This window comes from Rhizohabitans arisaemae, from assembly GCF_025996515.1.
GTDB classification, from domain to species: domain Bacteria; phylum Actinomycetota; class Actinomycetes; order Streptosporangiales; family Streptosporangiaceae; genus Rhizohabitans; species Rhizohabitans arisaemae.
Genome location: NZ_BLRH01000060.1, coordinates 435,018 through 450,559, shown reverse-complemented (window position 1 = coordinate 450,559; position 15,542 = coordinate 435,018). Strand labels below are relative to the sequence as shown.

At 71.5% G+C, this 15,542-nt stretch carries 16 protein-coding genes; 14 read left to right on the top strand and 2 right to left on the bottom strand.

The window, feature by feature from the left end; translation table 11 throughout:
* Positions 1 to 40 precede the first annotated feature (40 nt).
* From glmS to RUR_RS30390, 14 genes are all read left to right on the top strand, one after another.
* The gene (gene glmS, locus RUR_RS30455; protein ID WP_283138666.1) at positions 41 to 1,882 is read left to right on the top strand and encodes a glutamine--fructose-6-phosphate transaminase (isomerizing); all 1,842 of its coding nucleotides are present in this window, start codon (positions 41 to 43) and stop codon (positions 1,880 to 1,882) included.
* Between the two features lie 104 nt (positions 1,883 to 1,986).
* Complete coding sequence (locus tag RUR_RS30450; protein ID WP_283138665.1) at positions 1,987 to 3,411, top strand: PhoX family protein; 1,425 nt, start codon at positions 1,987 to 1,989, stop codon at positions 3,409 to 3,411.
* Between the two features lie 39 nt (positions 3,412 to 3,450).
* A complete protein-coding gene (locus tag RUR_RS30445) occupies positions 3,451 to 3,801 on the top strand; it encodes a holo-ACP synthase (protein WP_283138664.1) in 351 nt (116 codons plus the stop codon).
* Complete coding sequence (locus tag RUR_RS30440) at positions 3,798 to 5,285, top strand: NAD(P)H-hydrate dehydratase (RefSeq protein ID WP_283138663.1); 1,488 nt, start codon at positions 3,798 to 3,800, stop codon at positions 5,283 to 5,285. The genes RUR_RS30445 and RUR_RS30440 overlap by 4 nt, the downstream gene beginning before the upstream one ends.
* Positions 5,286 to 5,297: 12 nt before the next feature.
* Positions 5,298 to 6,437 (top strand): alanine racemase, encoded by a 1,140-nt coding sequence (gene alr, locus RUR_RS30435; RefSeq protein WP_283138662.1) that lies wholly within the window; start codon positions 5,298 to 5,300, stop codon positions 6,435 to 6,437.
* Between the two features lie 10 nt (positions 6,438 to 6,447).
* Complete coding sequence (locus tag RUR_RS30430) at positions 6,448 to 7,503, top strand: alpha/beta fold hydrolase (protein ID WP_283138661.1); 1,056 nt, start codon at positions 6,448 to 6,450, stop codon at positions 7,501 to 7,503.
* The gene (gene tsaE / locus RUR_RS30425; RefSeq protein WP_283138660.1) at positions 7,503 to 7,973 is read left to right on the top strand and encodes a tRNA (adenosine(37)-N6)-threonylcarbamoyltransferase complex ATPase subunit type 1 TsaE; all 471 of its coding nucleotides are present in this window, start codon (positions 7,503 to 7,505) and stop codon (positions 7,971 to 7,973) included. The genes RUR_RS30430 and tsaE overlap by 1 nt, the downstream gene beginning before the upstream one ends.
* Positions 7,974 to 8,097: 124 nt before the next feature.
* A complete protein-coding gene (locus RUR_RS30420) occupies positions 8,098 to 8,637 on the top strand; it encodes a hypothetical protein (RefSeq protein ID WP_283138659.1) in 540 nt (179 codons plus the stop codon).
* Between the two features lie 12 nt (positions 8,638 to 8,649).
* Positions 8,650 to 9,210: a class F sortase gene (locus tag RUR_RS30415; RefSeq protein WP_283138658.1), complete on the top strand. Its 561-nt coding sequence runs from the start codon at positions 8,650 to 8,652 to the stop codon at positions 9,208 to 9,210.
* 4 nt (positions 9,211 to 9,214) lie between these two features.
* The gene (gene tsaB, locus RUR_RS30410) at positions 9,215 to 9,883 is read left to right on the top strand and encodes a tRNA (adenosine(37)-N6)-threonylcarbamoyltransferase complex dimerization subunit type 1 TsaB (RefSeq protein WP_283138657.1); all 669 of its coding nucleotides are present in this window, start codon (positions 9,215 to 9,217) and stop codon (positions 9,881 to 9,883) included.
* A 26-nt stretch (positions 9,884 to 9,909) separates the two neighbouring features.
* The gene (gene rimI / locus RUR_RS30405; RefSeq protein ID WP_283139851.1) at positions 9,910 to 10,341 is read left to right on the top strand and encodes a ribosomal protein S18-alanine N-acetyltransferase; all 432 of its coding nucleotides are present in this window, start codon (positions 9,910 to 9,912) and stop codon (positions 10,339 to 10,341) included.
* 202 nt (positions 10,342 to 10,543) lie between these two features.
* Positions 10,544 to 11,596, top strand: a complete 1,053-nt coding sequence (gene tsaD / locus RUR_RS30400) for a tRNA (adenosine(37)-N6)-threonylcarbamoyltransferase complex transferase subunit TsaD (RefSeq protein WP_283138656.1) — start codon at positions 10,544 to 10,546, stop codon at positions 11,594 to 11,596.
* A gap of 74 nt (positions 11,597 to 11,670) precedes the next feature.
* Positions 11,671 to 12,897 carry a sensor histidine kinase gene (locus RUR_RS30395; RefSeq protein ID WP_283138655.1) on the top strand — a complete coding sequence of 409 codons (1,227 nt, stop codon included), beginning with the start codon at positions 11,671 to 11,673 and terminating at the stop codon, positions 12,895 to 12,897.
* Positions 12,898 to 12,938: 41 nt separating this feature from the next.
* A complete protein-coding gene (locus RUR_RS30390; protein ID WP_283138654.1) occupies positions 12,939 to 13,595 on the top strand; it encodes a response regulator in 657 nt (218 codons plus the stop codon).
* On the opposite strand, the gene RUR_RS30385 is transcribed toward RUR_RS30390, so the two are convergent.
* The gene (locus RUR_RS30385) at positions 13,596 to 14,387 is read right to left on the bottom strand and encodes a GNAT family N-acetyltransferase (protein WP_283138653.1); all 792 of its coding nucleotides are present in this window, start codon (positions 14,385 to 14,387) and stop codon (positions 13,596 to 13,598) included.
* Positions 14,388 to 14,453: 66 nt separating this feature from the next.
* On the bottom strand, positions 14,454 to 15,470 hold the full coding sequence (locus RUR_RS30380) for a hypothetical protein (protein ID WP_283138652.1): 1,017 nt from the start codon (positions 15,468 to 15,470) through the stop codon (positions 14,454 to 14,456).
* Between the last annotated feature and the right edge of the window lie 72 nt (positions 15,471 to 15,542).

Genomic DNA, 15,542 nt, shown 5'->3' with positions numbered 1-15,542 from the left:
CTGGGCGCCCGGAAGACGTCCACCCGATAACCTGGCCCGCATGTGCGGAATCGTGGGTTACGTCGGTGATCAGCAGGCCTTGGACGTCGTGGTGGCGGGTCTTGCCCGGCTGGAGTACCGGGGATACGACTCGGCCGGGGTCGCGGTGGTCGCCGACGGAGAGATCGTCATGGAGAAGCGCGCGGGCAAGTTGATCAACCTCCGCGACGCCCTGGCCGGTCTGCCCCAGCCGCCCGCGACCGTGGGCATCGGGCACACCCGCTGGGCCACCCACGGCGCGCCGACGGACCGCAACGCCCATCCGCACGGGGACTGCAAAGGGCAGATCGCGGTCATCCACAACGGCATCATCGAGAACTTCGCCGCGCTCCGGGCCGAACTGGAGGAGCGCGGGCACGAGCTTCGCTCCGACACCGACACCGAGGTCGTCGCGCACCTGCTGGAGGAGGAGACGGCGGGGGTCACCCTGGGCGAGGCGATGCGCAACGTCTGCCGTCGCCTGGAGGGGGCGTTCACGCTTCTGGCGGTGCACACGGCCGACCCGGGCCTGGTCGTCGGCGCCCGGCGCAACTCGCCGCTCGTGGTGGGCCGGGGTGTGGGGGAGAACTTCCTCGGCAGCGACGTCTCCGCCTTCATCGCGCACACCCGGGAGGCGATCGAGCTCGGCCAGGACCAGGTGGTGGAGCTGCGCCGGGACTCGATCACCATCACCGACTTCGACGGCAGGCCCGCCAAGACCCGGGACTACCACGTCGACTGGGACGCCTCGGCCGCCGAGAAGGACGGCTACGAGTACTTCATGCTCAAGGAGATCGCCGAGCAGCCGCGGGCGGTGGCCGACACCCTGCTCGGCCGGGTGGGCGCCGACGGCCGCCTCGTGCTGGACGAGATGCGCCTGTCGGACCAGGATCTGCGGGACTGCGACAAGATCGTGATCGTCGCGTGCGGCACCGCCTTCCACTCGGGGCTCATCGCCAAGTACGCGATCGAACACTGGACCCGCATCCCCTGCGAGGTGGAGCTGGCCTCCGAGTTCCGCTACCGGGACCCCATCCTGACCCGGGACACCCTGGTCATCGCGATCTCCCAGTCGGGCGAGACGATGGACACGCTCATGGCCGTACGGTACGCGCGTGAGCAGCGGGCCAAGGTGCTGGCGATCTGCAACGTGAACGGCTCCACGATCCCCCGGGAGAGCGACGGTGTCCTCTACACCCACGCCGGGCCCGAGGTCGCGGTGGCCTCCACCAAGGCGTTCCTCACCCAGCTGGTCGCCTGCTACCTGGTCGCCCTCTACCTCGGGCAGGTCCGGGGGGTGCTCTTCGGCGACGAGATCGAGGACGTCATCGAGCAGCTGGAGACGATGCCCTCCAAGATTCAGGAGGTCCTCACCACGATCGGTCCGGTCCGCGACCTGGCCCGGTCGCTCGCGGCCGAGCGCTGCGTGCTGTTCCTCGGCCGCCACGTCGGCTTCCCGGTCGCCATGGAGGGCGCCCTGAAGCTGAAGGAGCTCGCGTACATGCACGCGGAGGGTTTCGCGGCGGGTGAGCTCAAGCACGGTCCGATCGCGCTGGTCGAGCCGGGGCTCCCGGTGGTGGTGGTCGTCCCCGGGCACGGGCGGAAGGTGATCCACGACAAGATCGTTTCCAACATCCAGGAGATCCGGGCCCGCGGGGCCAAGACGATCGTCATCGCCGAGGAGGGCGACGACAGCGTGACCGCCTACGCGGACACCCTGATCCGCATCCCCGCGGTCCCGACGCTCCTTCAGCCGCTGGTCTCCACCGTCCCGCTCCAGGTCTTCGCGTGCGAGCTGGCGAGCGCCAAGGGACACGACGTGGACCAACCCCGCAATCTCGCCAAGTCCGTCACGGTGGAGTAGGGGAGATCTTGTAGTGATGTGCCATATGTCGGAATGTCGGCAAGGGTTAGTGTGGCGCGACTCGGGGATCGGGTAGTCCGGCCAGGTTAGGAGTGCAAAGCCGCATGGATCGTCGCCGCTTCCTCGCACGGAGTACGGTAGTCGCCGCAGGAGCCACACTGGCCGGAGGGCCGTTCTCCGGCGTCGCCGCGGCAGCCGCACAAGGCGCCACACGACCGGCCGCCGGCTACGGCCCGCTCCAGGCGGTCCCCGACGAACGGGACGGTGTGGTCCGGCTCCACCTTCCGGAAGGGTTCCGCTACCGCTCGTTCAACCCGGCCGGCGAGGCGTTCACCGACGGCAGCCCGACCCCGGGCCGCCACGACGGGATGGCGGCCTTCAGAGGCCCGCGCGGCACCGCGATCCTGGTCCGCAACCACGAGGTGAACGGGCCGGTCGGGGCGTTCGGCGACCCGGCCAAGGCCTACGATCCGGCCACGGGCGGCGGTACCGCGACGCTCACGGTGACCCGGGACGGCCGGGTCGTCTCCAGCGGGCCGAGCCTGACCGGCACCCAGATGAACTGCTCCGGCGGGGCGATGCCCTGGGGCAGCTGGGTCACCTGCGAGGAGACGGTCAACGGCCCCGACGTGGGCAACGACTTCACCGGCCAGGACAACTCCAAGCTCACCCAGAAGCACGGCTACATCTTCGAGGTGCCGGCGACCGGTACGGCCACGGCGCGGCCGATCCGCGCCGCCGGCCGGTTCGCCCACGAAGCCGCGGTCTGCGATCCGAGGAAGGGGGCGATCTACCTCACCGAGGACAACTTCGCCTTCCCCTCCGGCTTCTACCGCTACCTGCCGCCGCGGCATCCGGTGGCCGCCCGGCGGATCCTGGACGGGGGCCGCCTGCAGATGCTCGCCGTCCGCGACCAGCCGGGCAAGGACCTTTCCCTGGCCCAGCCGGCCGGGGTCGCCTACGACGTGGAGTGGGTGGACATCGACGACCCGGACCCCACGTTCACCGGGACGCCGAGCAACGACACCGCGCTGCAGGCCGTCGGCGGCCAGGGCCGGGCCGAGGGTGCCGCGCTCTTCTCCCGGCTGGAGGGCGCGGTCCACCACCACGGCACGGTGTACTTCGTCTCCACCCAGGGCGGGGCCACCGCCCCCGGCGACACCCCGCCCTCGGGGTTCGGGAAGGGTCGCGGCCAGATCTGGGCGTACGAGACCTGGAGCAGTCGGCTCCGCCTGCTGTACGAGTCGCCCGGCTCGATGACGCTCGACCTGCCGGACAACATCACCACCAGTCCGCGGGGCACGCTGGTGCTCTGCGAGGACGGCGGCGGCGACAACTACCTGCGCGGGCTTACCCGCCGGGGTGAGATCTTCGACTTCTCCCGGCTGGCGCCGGTCCCCGGGGACGGCGGGGCGGAGTTCGCGGGATCCACGTTCGGCCCCGGCGGTCACACCCTCTATGTGAACATCCAGTCGAGCCGGGGCCTGTCCTTCGCGATCTGGGGCCCCTGGCACCGCGGCGGCTTCTAGCCTCGCGCGGCCGGGCACCCGTCGGCGTACCGTGGACGGGTGATCCTTGGGATAGGCGTCGACATCGTCGACATCGGGCGGTTCGCCGCCACGCTGGAACGGACCCCGAGCCTGCGTAAGCGCCTGTTCACCGAGGGTGAACAGGCGCTCGCCATCCGCTCCCTGGCGGCCAGATTCGCGGCGAAGGAGGCGGTGGCCAAGGCCCTGGGCGCCCCGCCGGGTCTCCGCCACATCGACGCCGAGATCCAGGTCGGCGAACACGGGAAGCCCGAGTTGCGGGTCGCCGGGACCGTCGCGTCCGCCGCCGACGAGCGCGGCGTCACCCGGTGGCACGTCTCTCTGAGCCACGATGGGGGGATGGCTATCGCAATGGTGGTGGCGGAGGGATGAAAGCCGCCTACTCCGTCGAGGAGATCCGCAGAGCCGAGCACGCCCTGATGGCGCGGGTGCCGGAGGGCACCCTCATGCGCCGGGCGGCGGGCGGGCTCGCGGCGGCCTGCGTCCACCTGCTCACCGAGGTGTACGGCTCCCGCGTGGTCCTGCTGATCGGCGGTGGCGCCAACGGCGGGGACGCCCTCTACGCCGGGGCCGTCCTCGCCCGGCGCGGCGCCCGGGTCGACGCGATCCTGGCCGGCGCCAAGACCCATCCGGGCGGCCTCGCCGCGCTCCGCGCCGCCGGGGGGCGGATCCACGACGCCGTCGGCGAGGACAGCCGGATCATGGAGAGGGCCGACCTGATCGTGGACGGACTCGTCGGCATCGGCGGGGTGGGCGCGCTGCGTCAGCCGCAGGCCACCCTGGCCGCGCTGGCGGCGCGGGCCCGGGCCCGGGTCGTGGCGGTGGATGTGCCGAGCGGGGTCGACGCGAGCTCCGGCGTGGTGGCGGGGGCGGCGGTCCGGGCGGATCTGACGGTGACCTTCGGCGGGTACAAGACGGGCCTGCTCGTCGACCCCGGGGCGAGCCACACCGGGACCGTCGAACTGGTGGACATCGGCCTCGGGCCGTACCTGCGCGATCCCGACCTCACCGCGCTGGAGGCGTCCGACGTCGCCGAACTGCTGCCCACCCCGGCCGCCGAGTCGGACAAGTACCGCAGGGGCGTGCTCGGCGTCGCGGCGGGCAGCGCGCAGTACTCCGGGGCGGCGGTGCTGGCGGTCGGCGGGGCGCTCCGGGGCGGGGCCGGGCTGGTCCGGTTCGACTCGACGGACGAGCCGGTACGGCAGGTGCGGGCCCACTGGCCCGAGGCCGTGATCGGGCCGGGCCGGGTCCAGGCCTGGGTGATCGGCCCGGGGTTCGGGACCGGCCGGCAGAGCCTGGAGCGGCTCCGGGCCGTCCTCGACTCCGACGTCCCGGTCCTGGTCGACGCCGACGCCCTCACCCTCTGCGCGGCGGATCCCACCCTGCTGGACCGGCCCGCGCCGACTCTGATCACCCCGCACGCCGGCGAGCTCGCCCGCCTGCTCGGTGAGTCGCGCGAGTTCATCGAGGGCAACCGGCTCGAAGCGGCGGGCCGGGCCGCCGCGGAGCTCGGCGCGACCGTGCTGGTGAAGGGGTCCACGACCCTGATCGCCCAGGAAGGGCACGCGGTCCGGGTCAACCTCACCGGCACCCCCTGGCTCGCCGCCGGCGGGACCGGCGACGTGCTCTCCGGGCTCGCCGGGGCGTTGCTGGCGGGGGGACTGTCCGCCTACGACGCGGCCTCGGCCGCGGCGTACCTGCACGGTCTGGCCGGGCGGATCGCCGCGTCCGGGGACGGGAAGTCGTCGGCTCCGATCACCGCGGGCGACGTCCTGGCGGCCCTTCCGGCCGCGATCCGCTCGGTCCGCGACGCCTCGACTTTCGGGGCACCGGCCCGCCGACCTGCGCAGACCTGACAAACTGGGGGGATGGGTTTCCTCACATCGGCGTCCCCCGCAGAGGCGAGGGTGGATCTTTCCGCGATACGGCACAACGTCTCGTCGCTCGGTGGGCGCGCACCGGGTGCCGAGGTGATGATGGTGGTCAAGGCGGACGGGTACGGCCACGGCGCGGTCGCGTGCGCCCGTGCGGCGCTGGAGGCGGGGGCGACCTGCCTCGGCACGGCGTTCATCCAGGAGGCGCTGGAGTTGCGCGCGGCGGGGATCACCGCGCCGGTGCTCGCGTGGATCCTTCCCCCGGGCGCGGAGCTGGACCGGGCGCTGACGGAGGGGATCGAGCTCTCCGCGGGCGTGGGGTGGCTTCTGGACGAGATCGCCGGGGCCGCTCGCCGTACCGGACGTCCGGCCAGGATCCATCTGAAGGTCGACACCGGGATCACCCGGGGCGGCGCCACCCCGGCCGAGTGGGCCGCGCTGGTCGAGCACGGGTTGGCGCTCCAGGCCGAGGGGCTGGTGCGGATCGTCGGCCTCTGGTCGCATTTCGCCTGCGCCGACGAGCCGGGGCATCCGTCGATCGCCGACCAGCTGGAGCTGTTCGATGATGCTGTGAATTATGCGGAAAAAGTGGGTGTTAGTGGGGCAAAGCGTCATATAGCTAACTCAGCGGCGACGCTCACCGTGCCCGAGGCCCACTACGACCTCGTCCGCCTCGGCATCGCCGCGTACGGGCTGAACCCGATCCCTCGGCTCGGCGACTTCGGCCTGCGCCCGGCGATGACGCTGGCCGCGCGGATCGCCCTGGCCAAGCGGGTTCCCTCCGGGTCCGGGGTCTCCTACGGGCACAGCTACGTCACCGAACGCAGGACCACCGTAGGGCTGGTCCCGATCGGCTACGCGGACGGGATCCCCCGCCACGGATCCAACACGTGCCAGGTGCTGGTGGGCGGTGTCCGGCGTACGATCGCCGGACGGGTCTGCATGGATCAGTTTCTCGTGGACGTGGGGGACGACGAGCTCGCCGCGGGAGACGAGGTGATCCTCTTCGGGCCCGGCGACCACGGCGAACCGACCGCACAGGAGTGGGCCGATTGCCTGAACACCATCACGTACGAGATCGTGACCGGGATCGGACCGCGTGTTTCACGCGTTTACCCGGTAGAACGTCCTTAGGGGGTCATGGATGACGACACGGCGCAGGGTCGGGATCGCCGGGGCCATCGTCGGTGCCGCGTCCGCGGGCGTCGCCGCGGCGGCGCTGGCCAAGCGGTACGCCGTCGGGCGGATCAGGCTGGGCCCCGACCCCGAGGCGAACGAGCCGCTGGGCGAGCTCCGCGGCCGCCCCACCCCGGTCACCACCTCCGACGGGCTCGAACTCTACGCCGAGGTGGACGGGCCCGAGGACGCCCCCCTCACCGTGGTCTTCTGCCACGGGTACACGCTCAACCTCGACTCCTGGCACTACCAGCGCCGCGACCTGAAGGAAACCGACCGGCTGGTGCTGTGGGACCAGCGCTGCCACGGCAGGTCGCCGCGGTGCGCCAAGGAGCACTGCACCGTGGACCGCCTCGGTGAAGACCTCTACGACGTCCTGCAGCAGCTCGCGCCCGGGCCGGTGGTGCTGGTCGGGCACTCCATGGGCGGCATGACGATCATGGCGCTGGCGGACCGGCACCCCGAACTCTTCGGCGAGCGGATCCGCGGCGTCGCCCTCGTCTCCACCTCGGCGGGCAAGCTCGCCGAGGTCACGCTCGGGCTTCCCGCGCTGCTCGCCAAGATGGTGCACCGTACCGTCCGGCCCACCGTGGCGGTGCTCGGGCGCGGTTCGGCACTGGTGGAGCGGGGCCGTCAGGTCGGCACCGACGTGGCCTTCCTCTCCCTGCGGCACCTGGGGTTCGGCGATCCCAGGAACGTGAGCCCCACCCTGGTGGACTTCGTCGAGGTGATGATCCGGTCGACCCCGATGGATGTGATCGCCGACTTCTACCCGCTGCTGATGTCCCACGACAAACTCGCGGCGCTCGACGTCCTGGACGGGGTGCCGACCACCATCCTGGTGGGCGAGAAGGACTGGCTCACGCCACCGGACCACAGCAAGGCCATGGCCGAGGCCGTCGCCGGATCGACGCTGGTGACCGTGCCCGGCTCCTCGCACCTGGTGCAATTGGAACACCCCGGTATCGTCAACGAGGCGCTCCGCGAGCTGATTCGGCGGGCCGCGCGGCAGGGAGCGGCCTGATGGCAATGATGATCTCAACGGCGGCGATGATGCGTGAGTTCGGGGTCCGGCTCGCCGGGGCTCTGCGCCCCGGTGACCTCGTGATCCTCACCGGATCGCTCGGTGCCGGGAAGACCACCCTGGTCCAGGGGATCGCCGAGGGGCTCGGTGTCCGCGGGCCGATCACCTCGCCCACCTTCGTGATCTCCAGGGTTCACCCCTCGCTGTGCGGCGGGCCCCCGCTCGTCCACGTGGACGCCTACCGGCTCGGCGGGCTGCTTGAGGTGGACGAGCTCGACCTGGACGCCTCGCTCGCGGAGTCCGTCACCGTCGTGGAGTGGGGTGAGGGGCTCGTCGAGGGGCTGACCGAGGACCGGCTGGAGGTCGAGATCATACGGGACGAGACCGGCGAGGAGCGGAGCCTGGCCCTCACCGGGGTCGGCCCCCGCTGGGCGGTCATCCCGGTCGAGCTCGGGGTCGGCGCGGAATGAGCCCGACGGCAAAGTAACGCGCTCGGATATCCCCGCTGGAGCTAAAGATCTTTTACTATGGCTCTGTCTGCTTTGTAGGCGTCCAAGTAGTTGATCACCGGCGAGGTGCAGAGGAGCGCTGCGGGTGAAGAGGGCCAGGCAAAGGTTCGCCACAGGGTTGGTCGTCGGATTGATCGCCGGAGTCTCGCTCCTCGGGCTCGCGGCCCCGGCCGCCGCCGGGAGCCAGGAGATCAAAGTCACGCTGACCCCCGCCAAGACGCTCAGCGGGGCCGGGCAGGACATCAAGATCACGGCTGAGTGCCCGAAGACCGGGGACACCCAGGTTCGGGCGCTCGCCACGTCCAGCCTCGCCTTCGAGCCGGTCAACCTGGAGCCCGACGCGGAGAATCCGCTCGTGGTCTCCGGGGTGGCCGAGCTCAGCAAGAACCTGGTCCCCGGGACCTACACGGTCAACGTGACCTGCGAGTCCAACCACACCGGCGAGGCGGAGCTGGAGATCCTCGGCACCGTGCCCACCAAGGCCCCCAAGGCGGGTGGCGGCGGCACCGCGGCGGGTGTGGCCGACAATGACGACGAGGGCGCGCCCACCTTGGGTGTCGTGCTCGTCGCCGGGCTGCTCGTCGGCGCCGCCGTCTTCCTCCTTCGCCGCCGCGGCCTGCGGTAGCCCCATCGCGACGTGGCAAAACGGGAGTGGACGCGGATCGCCGCCGCGGGCCTGGTGACCGCCGCCGTTCTCTACGCGATCGGGAGCGGGCGGGGCGAGCCCGAACCCCCGGCCGTGACCCCCACGGCGATCGACATCCCGGCGTTGGAGATCAAGGCTCCGCTCATCCGGCTCGGTCTCGTCGGCGACGGCGAGGTCGAGCTGCCGCCGTACTCCAAACCGAAGGTTGCCGGGTGGTTCGAACTCAGCGCCGTCCCCGGTGACGGGGGAGCCTCCGTGGTGATCGGTCACGTGGACACCAAAACCGCCCCCGCCGTCTTCTACCGGCTCAAAGACCTTCGCAAAGGCGCCGTCATCCGGGTCAGCCGCAGCGACGGCAAGACCGTTGCGTACCGTGTCGACTCCGTGGAACGGGTGCACAAAGACAGGTTCCCGGCGAAGAAGGTGTACGGCGGCGAAGGGCTCCGCCTCGTCACCTGCGGCGGAGCCTTCGATCAGGCGAAAGGCGAGTACGAGGAGAACCTCATCGTCTACGCGGCGGCCACGGCACCGCGGAAACGGACTACGCTCTGAGTTCGTGCTGGTCTTGGCCTTTGATACCGCTACCCCCGCCGTCACCGTGGCCCTCCACGACGGCAGGCGCACCCTCGCCGAGTCGACCGTGATCGACGCCCGGCGCCATGGAGAGCTGCTCATGCCCGGCGTCTCCGCCGTACTCGGCGACGCCGGGGTCGCCCGTGAGGAGATCACCCACATCGCCGTGGGCACCGGCCCCGGCCCGTACACCGGGCTGCGCGTGGGGCTGATGACCGCCCAGGCGCTCGCCACCGCGCTCGGCGTCTCCTCCTACGGGGTGTGCACCCTCGACGTGCTGGCCTACGAGTCGGGCCTGACCGGCCCGTTCCTCGTCGCCACCGACGCGCGGCGCAAGGAGGTCTTCTGGGCGGAGTACGCCGGACAAAGGACCCGGGTCCGCGGCCCCGCGGTGGACCGTCCCGGCGACGTCCCCGGCGACCTGCCGATACTCGGGTACGGAGCCAAGCTCTACCCCGAGGCCGTCGGCGCCGCCAGAATCGTGGCGGGCGCGCCGGAACACCCCTCCGCGGCGGCGCTCGCCGCGCTCGCCGCCGAGGAGATCGCCGCCGGGCGGACCGCCGGCGCCGTGCTGACCGACCCGCGGCCCATCTACCTCCGCCGTCCCGACGCCAAGATCCCCGGGCCGCCCAAGAAGGTGACCGTGCTGTGAGCCGGGCCCCGGCGACCCTGCGCGCGATGACCGAAGCCGACCTCGGCCCGGTGCTCGCCCTGGAGCAGGCGATGTTCCCCCTCGACGCGTGGAGCGAGAGCACCATGCGGGGAGAACTCGACGATCGGTCGCGGACCCGCCACTACGTCGTCGCCGAACTCGACGGTGAGATCGTGGGCTACGCGGGGCTCGCCGCCGTCGCCGACCAGGCCGACGTGCAGACCATCGCGGTCCGCACCGACCGCCAGGGCATGGGGATCGGCCGCGCGCTCTTCGGCGAGCTGCTCGACGAGGCGGCCCGCCGCGGGGTCAAGGAGGTGTTCCTGGAGGTCCGGGCCGACAATGCCCGGGCCCGCGACCTGTACACCCGATTCGGCTTCGAGAAGATCGGCCTGCGCCGCCGCTACTATGACGACGGCGTGGACGCCATCGTCATGAGACGCGACACGGGTCCCTGACCCGTTCCCGTGTTCGCCGAGCGCCCGGTACGGGCTTTCGCCGCCGCCGGCCGTACCGCGTGGTCTCCCGTGCGGGTCGCCGCTGTGACCGTGCCTGCCGTGGGCGGCCGCCGTTTCGGGTGTCCGGGCCGCGCTTGGCCAAAGAGCACCGGGTGGTACGGCGTGCCGGTAGATTCCAGGTACGGCCGCGCAGCCAGGCCTGATGACACGAGGGGATGACATGGGCACGCCGGTGAAGACGGAGCCGCTGGTCCTGGGCATTGAGACGTCCTGTGACGAGACGGGGATCGGCATCGTGCGCGGGCACACACTGCTGGTCGACGCGGTGGCTTCGAGCGTCGAGGAGCACGCCCGGTACGGCGGTGTGGTGCCGGAGGTGGCGTCCCGGGCGCACCTTGAGGCGATGATGCCCACGGTCGACCGCGCGCTGCGGGAAGCCGGGGTGAAGCTCGCGGATCTGGACGCGATCGCGGTCACGGCGGGGCCGGGGCTCGCGGGCGCACTGCTGGTGGGGGTCGCCGCGGCGAAGGCGTTCGCGTACGGCCTGGGCAAGCCGCTCTACGGGGTGAACCATCTGGCCGCCCATGTCGCGGTGGACCAGCTCCAGCACGGACCGCTGCCCAAGCCGTGTATCGCGATGCTGGTCTCCGGGGGTCACTCCTCGCTGCTGCTCGTCCCGGACGTGGCCCACGGGGTGACCTCGCTCGGGTCGACGGTCGACGACGCGGCGGGTGAGGCGTTCGACAAGGTGGCCCGGGTCCTGGGGCTGCCGTTCCCGGGTGGGCCGCACATCGACCGGGTCGCGAGGGAGGGGTCGGGGTCGGCCATCCCCTTCCCCCGGGGCAAGGCCGACGACGGAACGCTGGACTTCTCGTTCTCCGGGCTGAAGACGGCGGTGGCCCGGTATGTGGAGAAGAACGGCGGCTCGATGAACATCGCGGACGTGGCGGCGTCGTTCCAGGAGGCGGTGGTGGACGTCCTCACCCGCAAGGCGCTTGCGGCGTGCCGTCTGCACGGTGTCGACCACCTGTTGATCGGCGGCGGTGTGGCGGCCAACTCCCGGCTGCGGGCGCTGGCGCAGGAGCGCTGCGAGCAGGTGGGGGTACGGCTGCGCGTGCCCCGGCCGGGGCTCTGCACCGACAACGGCGCGATGGTGGCGGCGCTCGGGTCCGAACTGGTTTCCTCGGGGGTCTCGCCGTCCGAGCTCACGATCCCGGCGGACTCCTCCATGCCCATCACGATGGTCACCGCCTGACACCGGAGAGCTAGCCGGGACTTGGTCCCGGCGAGGGACGGCGGGGTACCAGGCGGTCACGTACGCTCGCCGGTGTGTATCAACTGGTACGGAACGTCGTCGACGCGGTCTGGCAGGCGCCCGGTGTGCCCGACCGGACGCCGATCCCGCGTCGGCTCCGCCGCAAGCTGTGGATCGCCTGGGCCGCGGGGCTGGTGATCACGGGGTTCACCTTCGGGATGTTCTCCGCGACCTATTTCCCGTTGTCGGAGGAGAACCACATCGAGGCCGCCGCCGGGCTTCCGGTCTCGCTCCTGCAGACCCTGCCGCTGCTCTGGGCGGCCCGGGCACCGCTCGTCGCCTGGCGGGTGATGCTCGTCGGCATGGCCGTCGCGGTTTTCGTCCCGGTGTCGTCGGGGTGGCCGTGGGCTCCGGGGGCGTGTATCGCCTTCGCCCTGGTGCTGTTCTACCTCTCCTATGTCCATGAACGGCGGCTCGTGGTCGGCGCCACCGCCGTGTCGGTGGGGGTGATCTGGCTCCCGGGTGCGCTGGTGTCCCAGATGGACCCCGTCATCGCGCTGCTCGCCCTGGCGGTGTTCACGGTGCCCCCGGTGCTCGGCGACTCCATCCGAGCGCGTCGCACGGCCGAACTCAGCCTGGCGGTGAGCGAGGAGGAACGGCGTGGTGAGACGATGCGCAGGGCGGTGCTGGAGGAACGGTCCCGGATCGCCCGGGAGTTGCACGACATCGTCGCCCATCACATGTCGGTGATCGCCGTTCAGGCCGAGGCGGCCCCGTATCGGATGCCGGACCTGCCTGAGCAGGCCGTACAAACCTTCGGCACGATCCGCGTGGCGGCGAAGGAGGCGCTGACGGAGACCCGGCGGGTGGTGGGGCTGCTGCGTTCCACCGACGCGGCGGCCGAACGCGCCCCCCAGCCGCATCTGGCCAGGATCGAGGAGCTGATCGGCGAGGCGCGCGGCGCGGGGATGGCGGTGGGGTTCCGGGTCGACGGTTCGCCGGCCCCGGTTCCCGCCGGGGTGGGGTTGTCGGCGTTCAGGATCGTGCAGGAGTCGTTGAGCAACGCCCGCAGGCATGCGCCGGGTGCGTGGGTGCAGGTCCACGTCGGTTACGACGAGTCGGAAATATCACTCCTTATCAAGAATGGTTCGAGTCGGTCGCCGGTGGAGCGGGAGGAGGGGCGCGAGCCCGGCCACGGGCTGCTCGGGATGCGGGAGCGGGTGACCCTGCTGGGCGGGAGCCTGTCCGCCGAGCCCGATGCCGACGGTGGGTTCACGGTTCGGGCGGTGCTCCCGCTGTAGGTCCGGTGCGGTTCCCGGGCCGGGGACCCTATCCTCAACTCATGACTATCCGGGTGGTACTCGCCGACGATCAGGCTCTGATCCGCGACGGCATCGCGGCCCTCCTGCAGAGCGACCCGGACATCGAGGTCGTGGGCCAGGCCGAGGACGGGAAGCAGGCGGTCACCCTGGCCGGTTCGCTCACCCCGGACGTGGTAGTCATGGACATCCGCATGCCGATCATGGACGGCCTGCAGGCGACCGCGCAGATCGTGAGCAGAGGCATACCCGCCCGGGTGCTCGTGCTCACCACCTTCGACGAGGACGAGTACGTCTACGAGGCGCTGGCGGTGGGGGCCAGCGGGTTCCTCCTGAAGGACGCCTCGGCGGGGGAGCTGATCCACGCGGTCCGGGTGGTGGCCTCCGGGGACGCGCTGCTCGCCCCGTCGGTGACCCGGCGCCTGATCTCGGAGTTCACCCGCCGCCGCCCGGTCGGCCTGACCACGGTCCCCCGCCTGGCCGCGCTGACCGCCCGGGAGCGGGAGGTGCTCTCCCTGATCGCGCGGGGGCTGTCCAACGCCGAGATCGCGACGGAGCTCGTGGTGGCGGAGCAGACGGTGAAGACCCATGTGGGGAGGATCTTCACCAAGCTGGCGATCAGGGATCGCGCCCAGGCCGTGGTCGTGGCCTACGAGTCGGGCCTCGTCCGCCCCACCTGATCAGGCGATCAAGGCCGCCCGGTCCGGCATCCGCCACCGCCACCAGCGCGCGGACCCCACCGGCTTGAAGCCGAGCGACTCATACAGCGGAAGACCCGACTCGGTGGCGGTCAGGACGGCGGGCAGCCCCGGGGCCTCGGCGCGGAGCACCGTCAGCAGCAAGGTCCTGGCGAGGCCGCGGCCTCGCCACTCGGGCAGGGTGGCCACCCAGTACAGCCCGACGCTCGTCCCGGTCGTCATGGCCACCGCGGCGGCCGCGGTGACGTGCTTCACCTTGACGGTCCAGACGGTGAACCCCGGTGCGCCGAGCAGGGCGACGGGCAGCAGCGTGCCGTGCCGGATCGGCCGGAGGTCCGGGAGGGGGAAACCCTCGATGATCGTACGTTCCGCCTCGGCCAGAGCCTCCTCGTCGCGCACCCGTGCCACCACGACCTGCCGGTCGGGTGCGGGCAGGGGAGAGACACCCCTGATCATGGCGGAGAACCGCCAGACCAGGCTGAAGCCGTACCTCTCCAGTTCCGCCTGGCCGAACGGGTCCTCCAGGATCAGCCCGGATTCCTCCGGGTTCGTGCCGTAGAACTCCCGCAGCTCGGCGATGAGCCGGTTTCCGTCCTTGACCGGGGAGGTGAGGATGATCCGGGAACGCTTGCCGCGGGCGCCGCCGTCGACCGCGATGAACCCTTCGCCCTGGATGCTGCGGAGTTCCAGGGCGCGGGCCAGAGAGAGCTGAAACTCGGCCGCGTTGGCGGGTATCTCCGGAGCCACGAGTCGGTTCTCAGGTTCAGTTGTCATGCCTAAACATCATTGCGGATCCGCTCGGCCAAGGCGGAATCCACGAGGAATTCCGTGCGTCCGGGGCTAATCTTTCCCGCTTCGCGCCGGGCGGAGGAGGGCCTCGGCGAGGGCGAGCAGGGTCTCCTCCAGGCCGGCCAGACGGTCGGCCACGTCGCTGTGGACCGCCTCGGCGGCCGTGTTGAGGAGTGCCGCGAACTGTTCGTGATCGGGCCGGGTCTCGACGAGGTCGATCAGCCGCTGCCGGAGATCGGCGAGGTCGAGCGCGGAGGGGAGCCGGGCGATCCGCGCACCGGTCGAGGCGAGCTGGTCGTCGACGGCCTCCAGGCGCCCGTCCAGGCCCCGGAGACGCTCGCCCAGGGCCGCCTCCAGCTCGCCCACCCTGTGGTCCACCGCGTCCATGCGCAGGGTGAGCTCCTGCCGGAGTTCGGCGCAGCTCAGCTCGACCCGCTCCTCGACCCGGGACCCGAGCGCGGTGAGCTCGGCCGACGTGCTCCGCCGGAGGTCGTCGATCCGTTCGCCGATCCGTTCGAGCCCCTCGGCCATGCGTTCGACGGCCAGCCTGACGTCCGTACCGGCGGCCGGTACGGCGCTCTCCAGGCCGTCCGCCCGCCTCAGGAGGTCGGCGAGGGACCCGTCGACCGCGCCCAGCCGCTCGGCGGTGATCCGGGATTCGTCCAGCACCGACTGCAGGCGGCCGAGGACGTCGTCCACGCTCTCGCCGAGGGCGCCCACGTCCGTACCGAGCAGGGAGAGGTCGCCGAGGAGTTCGACCCGGCCGCGGATCGCGTCCAGGTGGGCGGTGAGCCCTTCGGCCCAGCCGGGTGCCCGGAGGTTCATCCGGTCGAGCTGCTCGCCGATCGCGGCCAGGGTGCTGCTCAGCCCGCCGAGTTCACGTTCGCGCACCTCGCGCAGGAGCCACTCGGTGCCCTCCATCCGCTGCCGGATCTCGTCGAGCACCGCGCCCTGGGTCCGCTGCTCGTAAACGTGGTCCTGGGCGGCCTGGGCGAGGAGCTCCCGCATCCGGTCGGAGACGGCGGTCTGGCTTCCGGCCCGCAGGAGAGTGTGATTGGAGTGATCCATCCTTCGGGCTCCTTGCGCTCGGGCGCCGGACGGCTCGCGCGATTGAGCGGCTGGTAATCGGCGGGGAAAATT

What these genes read in the sequence shown, in the direction of transcription:
- RUR_RS30430 (WP_283138661.1), top strand. Translation starts at nt 6,448, where the DNA reads ATGACGACACGGCGCAGGGTCGGGATCGCCGGGGCCATCGTCGGTGCC.
- RUR_RS30380 (WP_283138652.1), bottom strand. Translation starts at nt 15,470, where the DNA reads ATGGATCACTCCAATCACACTCTCCTGCGGGCCGGAAGCCAGACCGCC.
- alr (WP_283138662.1), top strand. Translation starts at nt 5,298, where the DNA reads ATGGGTTTCCTCACATCGGCGTCCCCCGCAGAGGCGAGGGTGGATCTT.
- RUR_RS30390 (WP_283138654.1), top strand. Translation starts at nt 12,939, where the DNA reads ATGACTATCCGGGTGGTACTCGCCGACGATCAGGCTCTGATCCGCGAC.
- glmS (WP_283138666.1), top strand. Translation starts at nt 41, where the DNA reads ATGTGCGGAATCGTGGGTTACGTCGGTGATCAGCAGGCCTTGGACGTC.
- RUR_RS30440 (WP_283138663.1), top strand. Translation starts at nt 3,798, where the DNA reads ATGAAAGCCGCCTACTCCGTCGAGGAGATCCGCAGAGCCGAGCACGCC.
- RUR_RS30385 (WP_283138653.1), bottom strand. Translation starts at nt 14,387, where the DNA reads ATGACAACTGAACCTGAGAACCGACTCGTGGCTCCGGAGATACCCGCC.
- tsaD (WP_283138656.1), top strand. Translation starts at nt 10,544, where the DNA reads ATGACACGAGGGGATGACATGGGCACGCCGGTGAAGACGGAGCCGCTG.
- RUR_RS30450 (WP_283138665.1), top strand. Translation starts at nt 1,987, where the DNA reads ATGGATCGTCGCCGCTTCCTCGCACGGAGTACGGTAGTCGCCGCAGGA.
- tsaE (WP_283138660.1), top strand. Translation starts at nt 7,503, where the DNA reads ATGGCAATGATGATCTCAACGGCGGCGATGATGCGTGAGTTCGGGGTC.
- rimI (WP_283139851.1), top strand. Translation starts at nt 9,910, where the DNA reads ATGACCGAAGCCGACCTCGGCCCGGTGCTCGCCCTGGAGCAGGCGATG.